The following is a 20104-nucleotide window of genomic DNA, read 5'->3' as shown; positions in this document are numbered from 1 at the left end:
GGACCACCTGATCGGGACGCAGCCGCCGGCTGTGCACGCACGACGGGCCCGCTCCTCCCGGGGAGCGGGCCCGTCGCGCATGGGCGGGCGTCTCAGCGCCGGTCGAGCCACCGGGCCGGTGCGGTCAGGATCGGCTCGAGGGCCGTGGCGGCCGCGCCGCTGAGCGCCGGGTGGGCGTCCGCCGCCGAGCGCTGGATCTCGATCGGGCCCACCTCCGCGGTCAGCGCGTGGGCCTCGACGACCTCCCGCAGCACGGGCTCCAGCTCCGCGGCGATCGGGGCGAAGTACCCGGAGAGCACCACGGTCGAGAGGTCCAGGACGTTCATCGAGTTCGCCAGCACCACCCCGAGGGGCCGCCCGATCATCTCCATCACCGCCTCCCGGCTGCGCAGCCGCTCGGCCGTGGCCGCCACGAGGTCCTCGATCCGGACGTCCTCCGGCAGCCCGGTCCGCCCGCGCAGGGCGTGGTAGCTGGCGTAGGCCTCGAGGCAGCCCCGCCGCCCGCACCGGCACAGCTCCCCGCCGGGGCTGATCGTGACGTGGCCCAGCTCCCCGGCCCAGCCGTGCTCGCCGCCGTGGATCCGTCCCTCCAGGACCACGGCGCCGCCGATCCCGGTCTCACCGTGCAGGAACAGGAAGGACTCGCCGGGCCGGCGCAGGACCTCGGTGCGCGCCGCGAGCATGCTGTCGTTGCCGGCCGTCAGCGCGAACCCCCGGAAGGACGGCAGCCGCCCGAGCCGCTCGACCAGCGGGACGTCCCGCCAGGCCAGGTTCGGCGCGGAGAGCACCGTGGCCCGGTCCGGGCCCAGCCGGCCGGGGACCGAGACGCAGATGCCCGCCACGGGCACGTCGGGGCGGGGGGACAGGGCGTCGTCGAGCAGCTCGGACAGCGCGGCGGCGACGTCGTCCACGGACGCCCCCGCGTACGCCCCGAACCGGGCGTCCTCGTGGAGCACCCGGCCCCCGAGATCGGTGACCAGGCACGCCAGGTGGTCGGCGGCGATCTCCAGCCCCACGCCCAGCACGCTGCCCCGGGCGATGCCCAGCGGGATCATCGGCCGGCCCGAGGCCCGCACGGCCGGCTGCTGTCCCTCCACCAGCAGGCCGGCGTCCAGCAGCTCCTGCACCAGCTTCGAGACGGTGGGCTTGGTGAGGCCCGTGCGCTTGGCCAGGGCGGCGCGCGAGACCGGCTCCCCCGCCCCGGCCACCGCGCGCAGGACGGTGGAGAGGTTGTGCTCCCGCAGGTGGCTCGACTGCACGGACGGCTCTCCTTCGCTGCTGGCGGGACCGGGCCGGGGGCGGGCGCGGTCGTGCGGCGGGAAAGAAAAAAGCGGCCGCCGGTCTGGTTCCACGGTACTCCACGACCTATAGTAAGTAACGGTAACTAACCAACCTGGGAAAGGACCTGCCATGTCCGTCACCTCACCTGCGAGCTCGCTCGCCGCCTCCGTCGCCCCCTCGCCGGAGGACAAGTTCTCCTTCGGCCTGTGGACCGTCGGCTGGGCGGCCCGCGACCAGTTCGGCACGGCCTCCCGGCCGGACCTGGACCCCCTGGAGTCCGTGCGCAAGCTCGCGGAGCTCGGCGCCTGGGGCTTCACCTTCCACGACAACGACCTCATTCCCTTCGACGCCTCCGAGGCCGAGCGCGAGCGGCTGGTCGGGCGGCTGAAGCAGACGATCGACGAGACCGGCACGGTCTGCGAGATGGTCACCACTGACACCTTCGCCGAGCCGATCTTCAAGGACGGGGCCTTCACCTCCAACGACCGGCGGGTCCGCCGCTACGGCCTGCGCAAGGTGCTGCGCAACGTCGACCTCGCCGCCGAGCTCGGCGCCACCACCTTCGTGATGTGGGGCGGGCGCGAGGGCACCGAGTACGACTCCTCCAAGGACCTGTACGCCGCCCTGGACCGCTACGCGGAGGGCATCGACACCGTGGCCGGCTACATCAAGTCCCAGGGCTACGACATGCGCATCGGCCTCGAGCCCAAGCCCAACGAGCCCCGCGGCAACATCTTCCTGCCGACCATCGGGCACGCGCTGGCGTTCATCGACCGGCTGGACAACGGCGACGTGGTCGGCGTGAACCCGGAGACCGGCCACGAGCAGATGGCCACCCTGAACTACACCCACGGGCTCGCCGAGGCCCTGTGGTGCGACAAGCTGTTCCACATCGACCTCAACGGGCAGAACGGGCCGATGTACGACCAGGACCTGGTCTTCGGCCACGGCAACCTGATCAGCGCCTTCTTCACGGTCGACCTGCTGGAGAACGGCTTCCCGTCGAAGCCGGGCGCCTACCAGGGGGCCCGGCACTTCGACTACAAGCCCTCGCGCACCGAGCACCTCGACGGCGTCTGGGACTCAGCGGCCGCCAACATGCAGATGTACCTGCTGCTGAAGCAGCGCGCCGTCGCGTTCCGCCAGGACCCCGAGGTCCAGGAGGCCATGGCGCAGTCCGGCGTCCTCGAGCTCGCGGAGCCGACGCTGGCGGAGGGCGAGGACCTGACCGCCTTCCTGGCCGACCGCAGCGCCTACGAGGACCTCGACCTCACCGGCCCCTCGGAGCGCAACTACGGCTTCGTGCGCCTGCACCAGCTCGCCGTCGAGCACCTCATGGGCGCCCGCGGCTGACCCGCCCGAGGGGCGGCCCCTCCCCCTCCGGGCGCCGCCCCTCCTTCCCCGGCCCGGCCCGGCGCACGTCCCCCCTGCGCCGGGCCGGCCCCTCCGGCGGCACCGCCGCCCCGTTCCGGTCCGTTCCCGGTCCGTTCCCGTCCCGTCCCGCTCCCGTCCCGAAGGTTCCTCATGGCACGCACCACCGTCCTGGGCATCGACTCCTCGACCCAGTCCACCAAGGCGCTCCTGGTCGACGCCGCCACCGGGGAGGTCCTCGGGCAGCGCCGGGCGCCCCACCCCGCCGGCACCGAGGTCGACCCGCGCGCCTGGCTCGCCGCCCTCGACGACGCCGCCGGACCGTTCCTCGACGAGGCCGCCGCCGTGGCCGTCGGCGGCCAGCAGCACGGCATGGTGGCCCTCGACGAGCACGACGCCGTGGTGCGCGACGCCCTGCTGTGGAACGACACCCGCTCGGCGCCCCAGGCCCGCGAGCTCGTCGAGGAGATGGGCGGCCCGGCCGCGTGCGCCGAGGAGCTCGGCAGCGTGCTCGTGGCCTCCATGACCTCCACCAAGCTGCGCTGGATGGCCGAGCACGAGCCGGAGCACGCCGCCCGCACCCATCGGGTGCTGCTGCCCCACGACTACCTCTCCTGGCACCTGAACGCCGAGACGACCTCCTTCTTCACCGACCGCGGTGACGCCTCGGGCACCGGCTACTACTCCACCCGCACGGAGCAGTGGAGCCACGACCTCGTCCGCCGGGCCCTCGGCCACGACGTGGCGCTGCCCGACCTCGCCCCGCACCCCCGGGCCGTGCTGGGCCGCACGCCCGGCGGGGCGCAGCTCGCCGCCGGCACCGGCGACAACATGGCCGCCGCCCTCGGCGTCACGCTCGGGCCCGGCGACGTCTCCCTCTCGGTCGGCACCTCGGGGGTCGCGGCCATGGTCTCGGAGACCCGCACGGCCGACCCGACCGGGCTGGTGACCGGCTTCGCCGACGCCACCGGCCGGTACCTGCCCATGGCCACGACGCTCAACGCCGCGCGGATCCTGGAGTTCGGGGCCCGGGTGCTCGGGGTCGACCACGCCGGGCTCTCCGCCCTGGCCCTGGCCGCCCGCCCCGGGGCCGGCGGCACCACCCTGCTGCCCTATCTCGACGGCGAGCGCACCCCCAACCGCCCCGAGGCCCGGGCCACCCTGCACGGGATGTCCTCGGCCACCACCCGCGAGGACGTCGCCCGGGCCTGCGTGGAGGGCCTGCTCTGCTCCCTGGCCGACGGCGTGGACGCCCTCGAGCGCGCCACCGGGGTCCCCGCCCGGCGGATCGTGCTGATCGGCGGCGGCGCGCAGTCCGAGGCCGTGCGCCGGCTCGCCCCCGCCGTGCTCGGCCGGCCCGTGCTCGTGCCCGCCCCGGGCGAGTACGTGGCCCTCGGCGCGGCGCGGCAGGCCGCCTGGGCGCTCTCCGGCGCCGAGGAGCCCCCGGCCTGGGCGCTGCCCGGCGTGCAGGAGCTCACCGCGGACCCGACGCCCCAGGTGCTGGAGGCGTACCGGCTGCTGCGCGACCGGACCGGCGCCTGGTCCTAGGCGCGCACGTGCCGAAAAATCCGCACGCCAGAATTGTTGAACAATCCGCCGGGAAGGCGCATGCTGGAGGGACCGACGTGACAAGGAGCACACCATGTCCCCCTCCGACATCGACCTCAACGCGGACTGCGGCGAGTCCCTCCACGCCTGGGCCATGGACGGCGACGAGGCCGTCCTGCGCGTGGTCAGCAGCGCCAACGTGGCCTGCGGCTTCCACGCGGGGGACCCGACGGTCGCCCGCCGCACCTGCGCCGTGGCCGCCGAGCACGGGGTCACCGTGGGCGCCCAGGTCTCCTACGACGACCTCAAGGGCTTCGGCCGCCGCTTCATCGCCGTGCCCCGCGCGGAGCTGACCGACCAGCTGGTGTACCAGATCGGCGCCCTGCAGGCCCTGGCCCGCGTCTCCGGCACGGGGGTGCGCTACGTCAAGCCGCACGGGGCCCTGTACAACGCGATCGTCCACCACGAGGAGCACGCGGGCGCCGTGGTCGACGCGGTGCGCGACGTCGACGAGACCCTGCCCCTGCTGGTGCTGCCGGGCTCCGAGATCGAGCGCCAGGCGCGCGCGGCCGGGCTGCGCACCGTCCGCGAGGCCTTCGCCGACCGCGGCTACACCCCGCAGGCCACCCTGGTCCCGCGCTCCGAGCCCGGGGCGGTGCTGCACGACCCCGAGCAGATCGCCGCGCGCGTGGTGCGGATGGCCACCGAGCACGTGGTCGAGACCGTCGACGGCTCGGTCGTGGCGGTGGACGCGGAGAGCATCTGCGTGCACGGGGACACCCCGGGCGCCCTGGCCATCGCCGAGCGCGTGCGCCACGCCCTCGAGGAGGCCGGCCTGCGCGTCGGCAGCTTCCTGTGAGCACGCCCGCCGCCGAGCGCTCCGTCCGCCCGCTGGGACCGCAGGCGGCCGTCGTGGAGTGCGCGGACCTGCACGACGCCGTGGCCCTGCACGCCCGGCTCGCCGCCGCGGACCTCCCCGGCCTGGTGGACTGCGTCGCGGGGGCGCGGACCGTGGTGGTGCGCGCGAGCACCCCCGCCGCCCTGCGCGACGTCGTCCGCGCCGCCCTGGCGGCCCCGCGCGGGGTCGCGGGGACGGGCGAGGCGCGGACCGTGACCATCGACGTGGTCTACGACGGCGAGGACCTGGACGCGGTCGGCGAGCTCACGGGCCTGGGCGCGGCCGGGGTCGTGCGCGCCCACACCGAGCAGGAGTGGACGGCCGCCTTCGCGGGCTTCGCTCCCGGCTTCTTCTACTGCGCGGCCGAGGACGTCCCGGACGTCCCGCGCCGGGACAGCCCGCGCACCGCGGTCCCGGCGGGAGCGGTGGCCCTGGCCGGGCGGTTCTCCGCGGTCTACCCCCGGCGCTCCCCCGGCGGCTGGCAGCTGATCGGGCGCACCGCGGCCCGGATGTTCGACCTCGACCGGGAGGACCCCGCCCTGCTGCGCCCCGGGGACCGCGTGCGGTACCGGCCCGTGCGCGAGCTCGTCGAGGTCGCCGCCCGCACGGCCGCGCCGGCGCCGGTCCGCGGCGCCCACCTGGTCGTGGACCGGCCGGGCCTGCAGACCCTCGTCCAGGACGCCGGCCGCGCCGGCTCGGCGGCGCTGGGGGTCTCCCCCTCCGGCGCCCTCGACGCCGCCGCGGCGGCCACCGCCAACCGGCTCGTCGGCAACCCCGCGGGGGCGGCCGTGCTGGAGAACCTGCTCGGCCGCCTCGAGCTCACCGCCCACGGGGACCACGTCCTGGCGGTCACCGGCGCGACCGCGCCCCTCGCCGTCGAGGGCCCGGCCCCCTGGCGCCCCGCGCCCGGCACGCCGTTCGCCCTGCGGGACGGCGAACGCCTGGCCGTGGGCGCCACCGTGTCGGGCGCCCGCGCCTACGTGGCGGTGCGCGGCGGCGTGGCGGTCCCGCCCGTGCTGGGCAGCCGCTCCACCGACACCCTCGCCGGGCTGGGCCCGGATCCGCTCGGCCCCGGGGACGCCCTGCCCGTCGGCCCCGCCCCGGGCACGGCCGTCCGGCCGCCCGAGCCGCTGCCCGAGTCGGCCGGGGTGCCGGAGGTGCGGGTGGTGCCGGGCCCGCGCGACGACTGGTTCCCCGCCTCCGCGGTGGAGTCGTTCTTCGCCCAGGAGTGGGCGCTCGCCACCTCCTCCGACCGCGTGGGCGCCCGGCTCGACGGGCGGCCGCTCGAGCGCACCCGCACCGACGAGCTGCCCAGCGAGGGCACCGTGCCGGGCTGCGTCCAGGTCCCGCCCTCGGGCCTGCCCGTCGTCCTGCTGCAGGACGCGCCCACCACCGGCGGGTACCCCGTGATCGGGGTGGTGCACCCGCAGGACCTGGCCGTGCTGGCCCAGCTGCCCCCGGGCGCCCGGCTGCGCTTCCGCCGGGTCCCGGCGCCGGAGCTCGTCCCGTCCGATTCCGGGGCTGCCGCCGGGCGCCCCGCCACCGACCGTCCCGCCACCGAGAACCCTCTGGAGTAGCACCGTGCGCAAGATCCTGATCGCCAACCGCGGGGAGATCGCCGTCCGCGTCGTCCACGCCTGCGCGGAGGCGGGACTGACCTCGGTCGCCGTCTACGCGGACCCCGACGCCGACGCCCCGCACGTCCTGCTGGCCGACGAGGCCTACGCGCTCGAGGGCGTCTCGGCCACCGAGACCTACCTGGACGCGCAGGCGGTGCTCGCCGTCGCCGAGCGGTGCGGGGCCGACGCCGTGCATCCCGGCTACGGGTTCCTCTCCGAGAATGCCGACTTCGCCCGGGCGGTGATCGAGGCCGGCCTCACCTGGATCGGCCCCTCGCCCGAGACGATCGTGCTGCTGGGGGACAAGGTCGCCGCCCGGGAGATCGCCCGGCGGGCCGGCGCCCCGCTGGTCCCGGGCAGCGACGGGCCGGTCGAGTCCCCCGCGGACGCCCGGGCCTTCGCCGAGGAGCACGGGCTGCCCGTGATCGTGAAGGCCGCCCACGGCGGCGGGGGCCGCGGCATGCGGGTGGTCCGGGAGCTGGCGCAGGTCGAGGACGCCTTCGTCTCGGCCGCCCGCGAGGCGCAGAGCGCGTTCGGGCGCGGCGAGTGCTTCGTGGAGCGGTTCCTGGACCGGCCGCGGCACGTCGAGGCGCAGGTCATGGCCGACGCCCACGGCCACGTCGTCGTGCTGGGGACCCGGGACTGCTCCCTGCAGCGCCGCCACCAGAAGCTCGTCGAGGAGGCCCCCGCGCCGTTCCTCACGGACGGGCAGCGGGAGCGCATCGCCGCCGCCGCCGAGGGCATCTTCCGGGAGGCGGGCTACGTGGGGGTGGGTACCGCCGAGTTCCTCGTGGCCCAGGACGGGCTGATCTCGTTCCTGGAGGTCAACACGCGCCTGCAGGTGGAGCACCCGATCACCGAGGAGGTCTACGGCGTGGATCTCGTGCGCGCCCAGCTGGCCGTCGCCGCCGGGGACCCCCTGCCGGTGCTCGAGACCCCGCCGGCCCGCGGGCACGCCCTGGAGTTCCGGATCAACGCCGAGGACCCGGGCCGCGGCTTCCTGCCCTCCGGCGGGACGGTCGAGGCCGTGGACACCCCCACGGGCCCGGGGGTGCGCGTGGACTCGGGGGTGCACCGCGGCACCCGGGTGGCCACCTCCTTCGACTCGCTGCTGCTCAAGCTCGTGGTCAGCGCCCCCACCCGTGAGCAGGCCCTCGTGCGGGCCCGCACCGCGCTGCGGGAGCTGCAGGTGCACGGGGTGGCCACCACGATCCCCTTCCACCGCGCGGTGCTGGACGCCCCCGCCTTCGCCGGCGGCGACGGTCTCGGGGTGTGGACCACGTGGATCGAGGAGGAGTTCGCCGACCGGCTCACCCCGGACACCGGCTACGCCCGCGCGGGCGAGCAGGGACGCACCCGCCTCACCGTGGACGTGGACGGGCGGCGGATGCGCATCGGGATCCCCGACGCCCTCGCCGCCGCCCTGAGCTCCGCCCCCGCGGGCGAGGGCGTCCCCGGCCCCGTCCCCGCGGCCGACGACGGCGCCGTCACCGCGCCGTTCGCGGGGACGCTCGTCTCGTGGCTGGTGGCCGAGGGGGACGCCGTGGAGGCCGGCCAGGACCTCGCCGTGCTCGAGGCCATGAAGACGGAGTCCCGGCTGACCGCCCCCCGCGCCGGGACCGTCCGGGAGCTCTCGGCCGGCCCCGGGGACGCCGTGACCGCCGACCAGGTGCTCGCCCGCCTCGACTGAGCGCCGTCATCCGCGGGCGGACCTGGTCGGCCGGCGCCCGGGTGGCCTATCGTCGACAGCACCCAGCACGTCGCCCCGCGGGGGCGGCGCGGGGACGGCACGGGGGTCCGCCCCCGGCGCCGGCCCCGGGGCTGGGCGACCGGCCACCCACGACTCGAAGGAGAGACGTCCCATGACCGAGACCCCCGCCGCAGGACAGAGCACGGATGTCGTCGACATCCTCACCGCCGACCACCGGGACATGCTCGAGCTGATCGGGCAGATTAAGGGCACGCCCGAGCCCGCCCGGCGCCGGGAGCTGGCCGACACCGTGATCGCCGAGGTGATGCGCCACGCCGTCGCCGAGGAGATGTACGTCTACCCCGCCGTGGAGAAGCACGTGCCCAACGGCGCGGAGGAGGTCGAGCACGACAAGCGCGAGCACGACGAGATCGTGCAGGTGATGAAGAAGCTGGAGGACACCGACGCCTCTGGGCCGGCGTTCCTGGACCTGGTCGGGGAGCTGGAGGCGCAGCTGCGCCACCACATCGACGACGAGGAGTCCGACCAGTTCCCCAAGCTGCGGGCCGGCATCCCCGCCGGCACGCTCGTGGAGCTCGGCGAGAAGGTGCAGACCGCGAAGAAGCTCGCACCGACCCGGCCGCACCCGCACGCACCGCACTCGGAGCTGTTCCACAAGACGATCGGACCGGGCGTCGGGATGGTCGACCGGCTCCGGGACAAGCTCACGGGGCGGCACACGGGCTGACCCGCTCGGCGGGCACCGGTGCGGTGCCCGCCGGGATCTCCCTGTCGTGGACACGTCCGGGTTCCTACACTGGGGAGGACATGTCCGCCGGCCGCCCGCTGCGGGGAGCCCCTCCCCGCGACGGCCGCGTTCCTCTATCCTCCCGGGCCGTGGCGGGCCGGGTGGACGTCCCTGGACATCTCGGCGGTCCTGCTGGACCTGCCCGCCACCGGGGTCTTCGCCCAGCAGCTCACGGGCCGCCGGTTCCGGCTGGTCCCCACGGGCACGGCTCCCCGCTCCGCGGCGATGCTCCAGCACTGGACCCGCGTGGAGGCCTGGTTCCGCCGGACGCTGCTGCCGGACCCGGTCGCACTCGGCAACCCGCTGCTGCACCGGTCCGCCTTCGAGTCCCTGGCCTGTGCCCTGCTGGAGACGTTCCCCACCACCTACGCCACGACGGAGCCCCGCTCCGACGGGACCGGAGCGCTCCCCGCGACGGTGCGCCGGGCCGTGGCCTTCATCGACGACAACGCGGGCCGGCCGATCGGCGTGGCCGAAGTGGCCGCCGCCGCCCAGCTGTCCGTCCGCGGCCTGCAGCGGGCCTTCGTGCGCGAGCTCGGCCTGACCCCGACGCAGTACCTGCGCCGCGCCCGCCTGGCCGGGGCCCGCGCCGACCTGCTGGCCGCCGACCCGCTCGCCGGGACCACCGTGCGCGCCGTGGCCGCCCGCTGGGGCTTCGCCCACCCGGGCCGGTTCGCGCACGAGTACCGGGCCGTCCACGGCGAGCACCCGGCGCGCACCCTGCACCGGTGACCGCCGTGACCGCTGCGCCGCACCGTCCACCGACCCCGAGGGAGTTCGCATGAGCCCGGTGTTCCACCGCGAGGCCACGGCGACCGAGCCGGACGCCGTGAGCGCCCTGTTCCACGAGATCGGGGTGCGGTTCTCCTTCGACCCGACCGCTCCGGGCTTCTCCTACCGTCAGCGCCACGACGGCGACGGGCAGCTCACGGTCGTCGCGCTGGACCTGGGCGGACCGTTCGCCTCCTGGGGCGACACCGACGTCTTCGGGGTCGCCGACGTGCGCGCGGCCTCCCGCTACGACTGGCGGACCAGCGACGAGAGCGGCAGCGGGCTGGGCCGACCGGTGCTCTTCCGCCCCGGCCACCCCGCGCTGATCATGGGCGGCGCCCTGGAGGTCACCAACGTCAACCTCGCCCCCGCGCTGCTGCGCTCGGTCGCCGAGACGGTCTACGGCACGGAGGACCTGCCCGTGGCCTTCGGCTCCGCCGCCCCGGTGACCCCCCGGCTGGGGCGGTACTGGACGGGCCTGGCCGGGCTCGTGCGCGACACCGTGGCCTCCGAGGCCTTCGCCGCGGACCTGGTGCGGGCCGACCTGACCCGGCACCTGGCCGTGGCGATGCTCGAGTGCTTCCCGCTGCTGGGCGACCCGGTGGAGCGGACCCTGTCGATGGCCGCCCAGACCCGCCGGTACCGCATCGCGGTGCAGTTCCTCGACGACCACGCCTCGCTGCCGATCAGCATCGACGACGCCGCCCGCGCCGCGGACACGACCACCCCCGCCCTGGTGCGGGCCTTCCGCGCCAACCACCCGCTGGGGCTCACGCCCACGCAGTACCTGCGGCGCACCCGGCTGGCGGCCGCCCACACCGACCTGCTCCGCGCCGACCCGACCGCCGGCGCCACCGTCCGGGAGATCGCCCTGCGGTGGGGCTTCGCCCACCCCGGCCGCTTCGCCGCGGCCTACCGCGCCGTCTACGGCGTTCCGCCGCGGCGCACGCTCGGCAGCTGACGTCGGCAGGGACACGGTCCTGCCCCGCGCCCGCAGGGCCGCGGCCGCCGCCCGGGATGTCAGGATGGTGTCCTGATGAACACCGTGGAGAACGAGTTCCTGCTGACCGCCGTCGGCCTGGCCGGGCCCGCCCCGCAGGGCGAGGCCACCTCCTGGGCCGCCGGCGTCCTGCGCCAGGGCATCATGGCCGGCCGGCTCCCGCCGGGCACCCGGCTCTCCGAGGCCCGGGTCAGCGAGGTGCTCGGGATCTCCCGCAACACCCTGCGCGAGGTCTTCACGGTCCTGGGCAACGAGAACCTGCTGCAGCGGATCCCCAACCGCGGTGTCTCGGTGGCCCGGCCGGGCGCGGACGACGTGCGCGAGATCTACCGGGTGCGGCTCGCGCTGGAGACCTCGGCGCTGCGCTGGACGGACCCCGGCCCGCAGCCCGGCCTGCACGCCGCCGTGGCGGCGGGCCGCGCCGCGCACCGGCAGGGAGACGTCAGCGGCATGGCGGACGCGAACCAGCGCTTCCACCGCACCGTGGTGGAACTGGCCGGCTCGGTGCGGCAGAACGAGCTGATGTCCCGGATCCTGGCCGAGATGCGGCTCGTCTTCTTCTCCATGCGGCAGGACCCGTCCTTCCACGCCCCCTACATCGAGCGCAACGCCCGGATCCTGGAGCTCTTCGAGCGGGGCTGCCGGGAGGAGGCCTCCGTGCAGATGCACCGGTACCTGGAGGACTCCCGGCAGCAGCTGCTCACCGTCCTGGAGGGTCCCGGCGCCCGCTGACCGGCCCCTCAGGGCACCTGGTAGCGCCAGTTGGGCGCGTCGGTGACCAGCATGTGGCCGGGGGCGTGCCCGATCGCGACCGGCACCCCGGACTCGAGCACCGCCGCCTGCGGGGTCACCCCGCAGGCCCAGAACACCGGCAGGTGCCCCGCCGGGATCTGCACGGCGTCCCCGTAGTCGGGGGCGGAGAGGTCGCGGATCCCCAGCTCCCCCGGGGCGCCCACGTGCACGGGCGCCCCGTGCACGGCGGGGTAGCGGGAGGTGATGCGCACGGCGTCGGCCACCCGGTCCGCCGGGATCGGCCGCATGGAGACCACCAGCGGGCCGGAGAGCCGGCCGGCGGGCTCGCAGGGACGGTTCGTGCGGTACATCGGGACGTTGACGCCCTGGTCGATGTGGGCCACGGGGATCCCCGCCTCCTGCAGGGCGGCCTCGAAGGTGAAGCTGCAGCCCAGGGCGAAGGTCACGAAGTCGTTCTGCCACACGTCGAGGACGTCCTGGCGCGTGCCCGCCGCCTCGCCCTCCCGGTAGAGGCTGTAGAGCGGGAGGTCGGTGCGGACGTCCCCGTCCCCGAGCACGGGGCCGCTGACCTCACCGGCGTCGAGCACCGCGAGCACGGGGCAGGGCTTGGGGTTGCGCTGGGCGAAGAGCAGGAGCTCGAAGGCCCAGTCCCGGGGCACGACCACGAGGTTCGCCTGCGCGAAGCCGTCGCACCACCCGGCCGTCGGGGTGACCAGTCCGCCGCGGAACAGCTCACGGGCACGTGCGGGGAGCAGGGCGGAGCGCTCCACGGGCCCGGCCACGGCGCTCACGACCACAGCGCGGCGATGCCGCTGAGGGACTGGTATCCCAGGTAGATGGTGAGCAGCCAGATCACGGTGCCGAGGATCGCGAGCCACTTCGGGTACCGGTAGCCGCCCAGCAGGTCCCGCCGCCGCCAGGCCACCCACAGCAGCACGGCGAAGCCCAGCGGCAGGATCAGTCCGTTGACCGCCCCGGCCACGATGAGCAGGGTGGACGGCGCCTGGCCGAGGAACACGAAGACGGCGGCGGAGACCAGGATGAACACCACGGTGAGCAGGTTCCGGGTCCGGGCCCTGGTCCGGGACGTGGTGACGAAGGAGACGGAGGTGTACGCCGCGCCGATGACCGAGGAGATGGAGGCGGCCCACAGGATGAGGCCGAACAGGCGCAGTCCCACCTCGCCGGCCGCCGACTGGAACGCCTGGGCGGCCAGGTTCTCGCCCGTGAGCTGCGCGCCGCCGGCGACCACGCCCAGGATCGCGAGGAACAGCAGGAAGCGCATCACGCCGGTCACGATGATGCCGATCACGGAGCTGCGGGAGATCTGCTTGACGCTGTCCACACCGGTGATGCCCGCGTCCACGATCCGGTGGGCGCCGGCGTAGGTGATGTAGCCGCCCACCGTGCCGCCGATGAGGGTGGTGATGACCAGGAAGCTCACGTCCTCGGGCAGCACCACGTTGCGCAGCGCCTCGCCCACCGGGGGTCGGGACACGATCGCCACGTAGCCGGTCACCAGGATCATCACCACGCCGAGGACCACCACGATGCGGTCCAGGGCCACGCCGGCGCGCTTGCTGACGAACACGGCGACGGCGAGGAGCGCGGTGAGGATGCCGCCCCAGGTGGCGTCCAGGCCGAGCATCGCGTTGAGGCCGAGGCCCCCGCCGGCCGTGTTGCCGACGTTGAAGACGAGACCGCCCACGGCCACCAGGCCGGCGATGAACCAGCCGAGCCCGGGGAGCACCCGGTTGCCCAGTTCGTGGGCCTTGAGCCCGGAGACGCCGATGATCCGCCACACGTTCAGCTGCACGGCGATGTCGACGACGATGGAGATGACGATGGCGAACGCGAAGGCGGCGCCGAGCTGGACGGTGAAGTTGGCGGTCTGCGTGATGAAGCCGGGTCCGATGGCGCTCGTGGCCATCAGGAACAGGGCTCCCAGCAGCGCGGAGCGGTTCACGGCCCGCATGGCCGCGGGGCCGGTGACGGGTCCGTGGCCCTCGGGCGCGGATGGGGCGGGAGCGGAGCTGGACATGCGTCCTCCTCGGGACGGGGGCGACCTGCGCCGGGCACGGCGTCGACCACCCGGGATGTGGCCGCGGTCACTTTCCCGCCAGTGTAGTGATTGTTGAACAATCTGACCAGGGGTGGTCACGGACCGACACCTGGACAGCCCGGCGCCCAGGGGACAGGGTGGCCCTCAGGGGCGCCCGCCCCGGGACGTCGGGAGGAGCGCATGAACCGCACCGGGAACAGCACCGGGAACAGCACCGAGGGGAGCACCGGGTTCCGCCGCAGGTCCGGCCCCAGGGCGGGCCGGGCGGTCGGCCCGGGCCCCGACACGGGTCCGGTGCCGCGCGGGTGCCGCCGGTGACCGGCCCCGACGGCGGTCCCGGCGGGACCGTGGACGTCCTGCTCCCGCCGCCCACGTCCGCGCGGTTCCTCCGCGACTTCCTGGCGTCCCAGGCCGTGCCGGGCTGCGACGACCTCGCCGGCGGCGTGCACCGGCGGCCCGTCGTCGTGGGCGGGGTCGCGCGCACCGTCACCGTGGGCTGGGACCGGCTCACGCCCGCCGGCCTCCCGGTGCGCGTCGGGTCCGGGGCGGGCGACGCCCTGGAACCGGTGCTGCGCCGGGTGCGCCACTGGCTGGGCGACGGCACGGAGTCCCCCGCGGCGGACCGTGCCCTGGCGTCCGACGCCGCCCTGGCTCCCGGCGTGCGCGCCTGGCCGCTGATCCGGCTGCCGGGTTCGCCGGACGGTTTCGAGACCGCGGTCCTGACGGTGCTCGGGCAGCAGGTTTCCCTCGCCGCGGCGCGCACCTTCGCCGGACGCCTGCTCCGCCACTACGGCTCCCCCGCGGCGGACGGGCTCACCGCCTTCCCGTCGGCCGAGCGGATCGCCGCCGCCGACCCGTCCCGGCTGCGGCAGGACGTGGGGGTCACGACCCGCCGGGCCGCGACGGTCAACGCGCTGGCCGCTGCGGTCGGCGACGGCCTCGACCTGGCTTCCCCGGCCGGGGGCCCGGGCACCGTGCAGGAGGCCGCCGGCCTGCGCCGGCGTCTGCTCGCCCTGCCCGGCATCGGCCCGTGGACGGCGGACTCGATCGCCCTGCGGGTGCTGGGTGAGCCCGACGTCTTCCTGCCGCAGGACCTCGTCCTGCGCCGGGCCCTCGGGGTGACCGGGGCCGCCGCCGCGGCGGAGCGGTCCGCCGGCTGGAGTCCCTGGCGCAGCTACGCCGTGATGCGGCTGTGGGCCCGCGCGGCGTTCCCGGGCTCGGCCGCCGCGCCCGTCCCGGCCGCCGGACCCGGGTGAGGCCGCCGGCGCGGCAGCGTCCGGGGACCCGAACGGGCCGGGGCACGCGGAGGGAAAGGGCAGAGGGGAAAGGGCAGAGGGTAACGGGCGGAGGGCAAGAAGCGGGCGGACGGGCAGGGCCCCGGCCGCGGTGTGCGGCCGGGGCCCTGCCCGTGCTGCGGCCGGCTACACCGTTCCGACCATCAGGTCGCGGCTCTCGGCGAAGTGGCAGGCCGAGGGGTGCCCCTGGCCCCGGTCCACGAGCGGCGGCGCCTTCTCGGCGCAGACGTCCTGGGCCTTCCAGCAGCGCGTGCGGAACCGGCAGCCGGACGGCGGGTTGGCCGGGCTGGGCAGGTCGCCGCTGAGCATGATCCGCTCCCGGGACCCGCGCAGGGCCGGCTCGTGGACCGGCACGGCCGAGAGGAGCGCCTGCGTGTACGGGTGCGCGGCCTGCTCGTAGATCGCGTCCCGGTCCCCGGTCTCCACCACGCTGCCGAGGTACATCACCGCCACCCGGTTGCTGAGGTGGCGCACCACGGAGAGGTCGTGGGCGATGAACAGGAAGGACAGCCCGAACTCGTCCTGCAGGTCCTGCAGCAGGTTGATCACCTGGGCCTGCACGGACACGTCGAGGGCGGAGACGGGCTCGTCGCAGATGATGACCTCCGGGCGCAGGGCCAGCGCCCGGGCGATCCCGATGCGCTGGCGCTGCCCGCCGGAGAACTGGTGGGGATACCGGTTGGCGTAGTCGGCCCGCAGGCCCACCCGCTCCAGCAGCTCCCGGACCTGGGCCCCGCGGTCCTTCCGGGCCACGGAGTTGGGGTGCACCTCCCAGGCCTCGGCCACGATGTCGCCCACCGTCATGCGCGGGTTCAGCGAGGAGTACGGGTCCTGGAAGATGATCTGGACGTTGCGGCGGTAGTCCCGCAGCTCGCGGGCGGACATCGCGGTGATGTCCCGGCCCTTGTACAGGATCTGTCCGGCCGTCGGCCGCTCCAGGCCCATGACCAGCTTGGCCACCGTCGACTTCCCGGAGCCGGACTCGCCGACCAGGCCGAGGGTCTCCCCCGGGTGCAGCGTCATGCTCACGCCGTCGACGGCGCGCACCTGCCCCACGGTCTTCCGGAGCACGATCCCCTGGGTGAGCGGGAAGTGCTTGGTGAGGTCGCGCAGCTCCAGCAGCGGGGCGTCCGTCGTCGTGGGCTGTGACTCACTCATGCTCGAGCTCCTCGCTGTAGTGGCACGCGGCCGTGCGGCCGGGGACGACCTCGCGCAGGACCGGGACGTCCGCCGCGCAGTCCTTGCCGGGCGCCGCCGTCCGCCCGAACCGGGCCAGGGGGCACCGCGGGTGGAAGGCGCAGCCGCTGGGCACGGCGGAGAGGTCGGGCGGGGTCCCGGTCACCGGGTGCAGCCGGTCGCCGTGGGACTCGAGGCTGGGCATCGACGCCATCAGCCCCTTGGTGTACGGGTGCAGCGGCTCGGCCAGGACCTCGTCCACCGTGCCGTTCTCCACGATGCTCCCGGCGTACATCACGGCCACCCGGTCGGCGACCTCGTTGACCACGCCGAGGTCGTGGGTGATGAGGATCATCCCCATCCCGGTCTCGCGCTGCAGCTCCCTGAGCAGGTCCATGATCTGGGCCTGCACGGTCACGTCGAGCGCCGTGGTCGGCTCGTCCGCGATCAGGATGTCCGGGTCCAGGGCGATGGCCATGGCGATCATGACCCGCTGGCGCATACCCCCGGAGAACTGGTGCGGATAGGCGTCCACGCGCTCGCGGGCCGCAGGGATGCCCACGCGCTCCATGAGCTCGATGGCCTTCTCGCGGGCCTCGCCGCGGGAGGCCCCGCGGTGGGCCCGGAACAGCTCGCCGATCTGGTGCCCCACCGTGAAGACGGGGTTGAGGGCGGACAGCGCGTCCTGGAAGACCATGGCGATCCCCGGGCCGCGGACCGCGCGCTGCTCCTTGCGGCTCATCGCCAGCAGGTCGTTGCCGCGGAAGCGGATCTCCCCGCTGGTGATCCGGGCGGGCGGGATGTCGAGGATGCCCATCACGGCCTGGGCGCTGACGCTCTTGCCCGAGCCGGACTCCCCCACGACGGCGAGGGTCTCCCCGGCGCGGACGGAGTAGCTGATGCCGTTGACGGCGTTGACGGTCCGGCGGCGGGAGCGGAACTCCACCGCGAGGTCGTCGACCTCGAGGACGGGCGGCGCCGCGGACGCGGAGGCCGCCGGGGACGGGGCGGGTGCGGGGGGGGAGGGTGTCATCGGCGCAGTTTCGGGTCGAGGGCGTCGCGCAGCGCATCCCCCATGAGGATGAACGCGAGCACGGTCAGGGACAGGAAGAGCGACGGGAACAGGATCAGGTGCGGGGCGTCCCGGAGCCTGTTCTGCGCCGCGTTGATCTGCAGGCCCCAGGAGATCTCGGGCAGCTGCAGACCGACGCCCAGGAAGGTCAGCGTCGCCTCGGAGGCGATGATCGTTCCCACGGCGATCGTGGAGTACACGAGCACGGGCGCCATCGCGTTGGGCAGGATGTGCTTGGTGATGATCCGGCCGGTGCCCGCGCCCAGCGCCCGCGCCGCCTGGACGTAGTCGGCCTCCTTGACCCCGATCACGTTGGAGCGGACCAGGCGCATCGCCGTCATCCAGCCGAACGCGATCAGGGCGAGGGAGACCTCCAGGACTCCGCGCTCGGGCAGCACGGACAGCAGGATGATGGCGCCCAGGATGAGCGGCAGCCCGTAGAAGATGTCCGTGACCCGGGCCAGCACCGAGTCGATCCAGCCGCCGTAGTAGCCGGCCAGCGCTCCGACCACCACACCGATCACCAGGGTGCCGAGCACGGCCAGGAAGCCGATCGACAGCGAGACCCGGGCGCCGTGGACCACGTTGGCGTAGTAGTCGCAGCCTTGCACGTCGTAGCCGAAGGGCGCGCCCGCCTGCGGCGCGCCTCCGGAGCGGGAGAGGCTGCACTCCCGCGGGTCCACGGAGGTGAACAGCTGCGGGGCGACCGCCATCAGCGCGAAGACGAGGAACAGCAGCGCCCCCACGATGAAGAAGGGGTTGCGGCGCAGCTGCCGCCAGGCGTCGCGCCACAGGCCGGCCTGCTCGATGTCGCCGCCGGCGGCCGCGGAGGCGATCTCCTCGGCGCGGTCGTCGACGCGGTCCGAGAAGGACTCGCGGTGCACGCCCTCCTCGTGCGTGGGCTCCTCGAGCGTTTCCGTGCGGGACTCATTCATAGCGGATCCTCGGGTCGAGGGCGGCGTAGAGGACGTCGACCACCAGGTTGAAGAAGATGTAGAAGAACACGAACAGGGTCACGATCCCGACGACGACGGCGCCCTCCTGCCGCAGCACCGCGTCGTAGACCGCCCGGCCCAGACCGGGGATGTTGAACACCGACTCGGTGACGATGGCCCCGCCCAGCAGCGCGCCGAGGTCGGCGCCGATGAAGGTGACCACCGGGATGAGGCTGTTGCGCAGCGCGTGCTTGCCGACCACGGTGGTCTCGCTCAGGCCCTTGGCCCGCGCGGTGCGCACGTAGTCGCTCTGCAGGTTCTCCGCGAGACTCGTGCGGGTCAGCCGCGCCACGTAGGCCAGGGACAGGGCCGCGAGCACCAGCCCGGGCAGGATGTAGCTGAACCAGCCGTCCGTGAGGCCGGCGATCGGGAACCAGCCGAGACGCACGCCGAAGACGTACTGGGCCAGGAAGCCGAGGACGAACACCGGGATGGACACCACGACCGTGGTCGAGACGAGCACCAGGTTGTCGAAGAACGAGCCGCGGCGCAGGCCCGCCAGGACGCCGGCGAGGATGCCGATGACGATCTCGAAGCCGACGGCCACGAGGGCCAGCCGGATCGTCACGGGCAGCCGGTCGAGGATGGTGGTCAGGACGGGCCGGCCCGAGAAGTCGGTGCCGAAGTCCCCCTGCACCAGGCCGGCCAGGTATTTCACGTACTGGATCAGCAGCGGGTCGTCGAGGTTGTACTCGGCGCGCAGCTGCGCCTGCACCGCTGCCGAGAGCGGGCGGTCCCCGCCCAGCGCTCGGATGGGATCGCCCGGCAGGGCGTAGACCATGGCGAAGATGAGCAGGGATGCGCCCAGCAGCACCGGGATGGTCAGCAGCAGACGACGGAGGACGTACCGCCCCATGGGTCTCCTTGGTTGTGTGCGGAGGGGTGCGCGGAGGGTGCCGCGCGGGTGGTGCGCGAGGGTGTCGCGCGAACGGAACGGGCTCGGGACGCCCCGGTCGGGGCGCCCCGAGCCCGGGACGGATCACTCGGAGCCGACGACCACGTCCTCGACCTCGACGCGCTGGAAGGCGTTCACGGAGACGTCGCTGACGTTCTCCGAGTGCGCGTACTGGGTGACGCGGTAGAACAGCGGGGTCGCGGGCATGTCCGCGATCAGCATGTCCTCGGCCTTCTGGTACTCCTGGACCGCCTCGTCGATCGACGCGGCGCTGTTGCCGGCGCGCACCTGGGCGTCGAACTCCTCGTTGCTGTAGAACGTGGCGTTCGACCCGGCCGGGGGCAGCGCGGAGGTCGAGTACAGCGGCCCGAGGAAGTTCTCCATGACCGGGTAGTCCATCACCCAGCCGGAGCGGAACGGGCCGGTCATGCCCTTCTCGTCCTGCAGGGGGAGGTACTCGGCGAACTGGAGGTCGCCGCGCAGCTGGTACTCGACGTCCAGGTTCTCGCGCAGCTGGTTGCCGATCGCCTGCATCCACTCCTCGTGGCCGGCGCCGGCGTTGAACCACAGGTCCACGGGCTCGGAGCGGTCGAAGCCGGCCTCGTCGAGGATCCGGTTGGCCTCCTCCACGTTCAGCTCGCAGGCCTCGCAGGCGTCCTCGCGGTAGCCGTCCACCACCGGGGAGACGAACGAGGCGGCCGGGGTGCGGGTGCCCTGGAAGATGGACTCGGTGATGGCCTCCCGGTCGATCGCCATCGAGAAGGCCTGGCGGACCTTCGGGTCGGCGAAGCGCTCGTCGTAGGTCGGGAAGCCGAGCGAGGTGATGTCGCCCTGGGGCTGGGTCTTGAGCCGCTCACCGAACTGGTCCTC

Annotated in this window: 18 protein-coding genes; 10 read left to right on the top strand and 8 right to left on the bottom strand. The window is 74.5% G+C overall.

Annotated features, from left to right (window positions below):
* Positions 1-92: 92 nt before the first annotated feature.
* Positions 93-1259, bottom strand: a complete 1167-nt coding sequence (locus GMA12_RS14080; RefSeq protein ID WP_162459886.1) for an ROK family transcriptional regulator — start codon at positions 1257-1259, stop codon at positions 93-95.
* A gap of 151 nt (positions 1260-1410) precedes the next feature.
* On the opposite strand from GMA12_RS14080, the gene xylA reads away from it, so the two are divergent.
* From xylA to GMA12_RS14035, 9 genes are all read left to right on the top strand, one after another.
* A complete protein-coding gene (gene xylA / locus GMA12_RS14075; protein WP_156270105.1) occupies positions 1411-2634 on the top strand; it encodes a xylose isomerase in 1224 nt (407 codons plus the stop codon).
* 171 nt (positions 2635-2805) lie between these two features.
* On the top strand, positions 2806-4200 hold the full coding sequence (gene xylB / locus GMA12_RS14070; protein ID WP_156270104.1) for a xylulokinase: 1395 nt from the start codon (positions 2806-2808) through the stop codon (positions 4198-4200).
* A gap of 94 nt (positions 4201-4294) precedes the next feature.
* Positions 4295-5059, top strand: coding sequence for a LamB/YcsF family protein (locus GMA12_RS14065; protein ID WP_156270103.1), 765 nt, complete (start codon positions 4295-4297; stop codon positions 5057-5059).
* On the top strand, positions 5056-6675 hold the full coding sequence (locus tag GMA12_RS14060; protein ID WP_370831626.1) for a 5-oxoprolinase subunit B/C family protein: 1620 nt from the start codon (positions 5056-5058) through the stop codon (positions 6673-6675). The genes GMA12_RS14065 and GMA12_RS14060 overlap by 4 nt, the downstream gene beginning before the upstream one ends.
* A 4-nt stretch (positions 6676-6679) precedes the next feature.
* Positions 6680-8407, top strand: coding sequence for an acetyl/propionyl/methylcrotonyl-CoA carboxylase subunit alpha (locus GMA12_RS14055; RefSeq protein WP_162459885.1), 1728 nt, complete (start codon positions 6680-6682; stop codon positions 8405-8407).
* Positions 8408-8579: 172 nt separating this feature from the next.
* A complete protein-coding gene (locus GMA12_RS14050) occupies positions 8580-9155 on the top strand; it encodes a hemerythrin domain-containing protein (RefSeq protein WP_156270101.1) in 576 nt (191 codons plus the stop codon).
* Positions 9156-9440: 285 nt separating this feature from the next.
* Positions 9441-9947: an AraC family transcriptional regulator gene (locus tag GMA12_RS14045; RefSeq protein WP_156270100.1), complete on the top strand. Its 507-nt coding sequence runs from the start codon at positions 9441-9443 to the stop codon at positions 9945-9947.
* A gap of 49 nt (positions 9948-9996) precedes the next feature.
* On the top strand, positions 9997-10947 hold the full coding sequence (locus GMA12_RS14040) for a helix-turn-helix transcriptional regulator (protein ID WP_156270099.1): 951 nt from the start codon (positions 9997-9999) through the stop codon (positions 10945-10947).
* Between the two features lie 75 nt (positions 10948-11022).
* The gene (locus GMA12_RS14035) at positions 11023-11718 is read left to right on the top strand and encodes a GntR family transcriptional regulator (protein WP_156270098.1); all 696 of its coding nucleotides are present in this window, start codon (positions 11023-11025) and stop codon (positions 11716-11718) included.
* An 8-nt stretch (positions 11719-11726) separates the two neighbouring features.
* On the opposite strand, the gene GMA12_RS14030 is transcribed toward GMA12_RS14035, so the two are convergent.
* Entirely contained in the window at positions 11727-12530 is an 804-nt protein-coding gene (locus tag GMA12_RS14030) for a putative hydro-lyase (RefSeq protein WP_370831622.1), read from the bottom strand.
* Complete coding sequence (locus GMA12_RS14025) at positions 12527-13780, bottom strand: NRAMP family divalent metal transporter (RefSeq protein ID WP_156270097.1); 1254 nt, start codon at positions 13778-13780, stop codon at positions 12527-12529. The genes GMA12_RS14030 and GMA12_RS14025 overlap by 4 nt, the downstream gene beginning before the upstream one ends.
* A gap of 335 nt (positions 13781-14115) precedes the next feature.
* Here GMA12_RS14025 and GMA12_RS14020 point away from each other — a divergent pair, with 335 nt between their 5' ends.
* The gene (locus tag GMA12_RS14020) at positions 14116-15057 is read left to right on the top strand and encodes a DNA-3-methyladenine glycosylase family protein (protein WP_206064705.1); all 942 of its coding nucleotides are present in this window, start codon (positions 14116-14118) and stop codon (positions 15055-15057) included.
* A 165-nt stretch (positions 15058-15222) separates the two neighbouring features.
* Here GMA12_RS14020 and GMA12_RS14015 read toward each other — a convergent pair whose 3' ends face one another.
* From GMA12_RS14015 to GMA12_RS18995, 5 genes are all read right to left on the bottom strand, one after another.
* The gene (locus tag GMA12_RS14015) at positions 15223-16254 is read right to left on the bottom strand and encodes an ABC transporter ATP-binding protein (RefSeq protein ID WP_156270096.1); all 1032 of its coding nucleotides are present in this window, start codon (positions 16252-16254) and stop codon (positions 15223-15225) included.
* Positions 16247-17305 carry an ABC transporter ATP-binding protein gene (locus GMA12_RS14010; protein WP_156270095.1) on the bottom strand — a complete coding sequence of 353 codons (1059 nt, stop codon included), beginning with the start codon at positions 17303-17305 and terminating at the stop codon, positions 16247-16249. The genes GMA12_RS14015 and GMA12_RS14010 overlap by 8 nt, the downstream gene beginning before the upstream one ends.
* A complete protein-coding gene (locus GMA12_RS14005; RefSeq protein ID WP_156270094.1) occupies positions 17302-18279 on the bottom strand; it encodes an ABC transporter permease in 978 nt (325 codons plus the stop codon). Before GMA12_RS14005 ends, GMA12_RS14010 begins: the two co-directional genes overlap by 4 nt.
* Positions 18272-19195 carry an ABC transporter permease gene (locus GMA12_RS14000; protein WP_156270093.1) on the bottom strand — a complete coding sequence of 308 codons (924 nt, stop codon included), beginning with the start codon at positions 19193-19195 and terminating at the stop codon, positions 18272-18274. Before GMA12_RS14000 ends, GMA12_RS14005 begins: the two co-directional genes overlap by 8 nt.
* Positions 19196-19318: 123 nt before the next feature.
* On the bottom strand, positions 19319-20104 hold a 786-nt coding region (locus GMA12_RS18995), incomplete at its 5' end, for a peptide ABC transporter substrate-binding protein (protein WP_240898851.1).

This window comes from Kocuria sediminis (assembly GCF_009735315.1).
GTDB lineage: Bacteria > Actinomycetota > Actinomycetes > Actinomycetales > Micrococcaceae > Kocuria > Kocuria turfanensis.
Note: the sequence above shows the minus strand (reverse complement) of the source record. Positions and strands in the feature narration are given on the sequence as shown.

Coding starts and splice junctions, on each gene's coding strand:
- xylA (WP_156270105.1), top strand. CDS start 1,411: ATGTCCGTCACCTCACCTGCGAGCTCGCTCGCCGCCTCCGTCGCCCCC.
- xylB (WP_156270104.1), top strand. CDS start 2,806: ATGGCACGCACCACCGTCCTGGGCATCGACTCCTCGACCCAGTCCACC.
- GMA12_RS14065 (WP_156270103.1), top strand. CDS start 4,295: ATGTCCCCCTCCGACATCGACCTCAACGCGGACTGCGGCGAGTCCCTC.
- GMA12_RS14050 (WP_156270101.1), top strand. CDS start 8,580: ATGACCGAGACCCCCGCCGCAGGACAGAGCACGGATGTCGTCGACATC.
- GMA12_RS14045 (WP_156270100.1), top strand. CDS start 9,441: ATGCTCCAGCACTGGACCCGCGTGGAGGCCTGGTTCCGCCGGACGCTG.
- GMA12_RS14040 (WP_156270099.1), top strand. CDS start 9,997: ATGAGCCCGGTGTTCCACCGCGAGGCCACGGCGACCGAGCCGGACGCC.
- GMA12_RS14035 (WP_156270098.1), top strand. CDS start 11,023: ATGAACACCGTGGAGAACGAGTTCCTGCTGACCGCCGTCGGCCTGGCC.
- GMA12_RS14025 (WP_156270097.1), bottom strand. CDS start 13,780: ATGTCCAGCTCCGCTCCCGCCCCATCCGCGCCCGAGGGCCACGGACCC.
- GMA12_RS14015 (WP_156270096.1), bottom strand. CDS start 16,254: ATGAGTGAGTCACAGCCCACGACGACGGACGCCCCGCTGCTGGAGCTG.
- GMA12_RS14010 (WP_156270095.1), bottom strand. CDS start 17,305: ATGACACCCTCCCCCCCCGCACCCGCCCCGTCCCCGGCGGCCTCCGCG.
- GMA12_RS14005 (WP_156270094.1), bottom strand. CDS start 18,279: ATGAATGAGTCCCGCACGGAAACGCTCGAGGAGCCCACGCACGAGGAG.
- GMA12_RS14000 (WP_156270093.1), bottom strand. CDS start 19,195: ATGGGGCGGTACGTCCTCCGTCGTCTGCTGCTGACCATCCCGGTGCTG.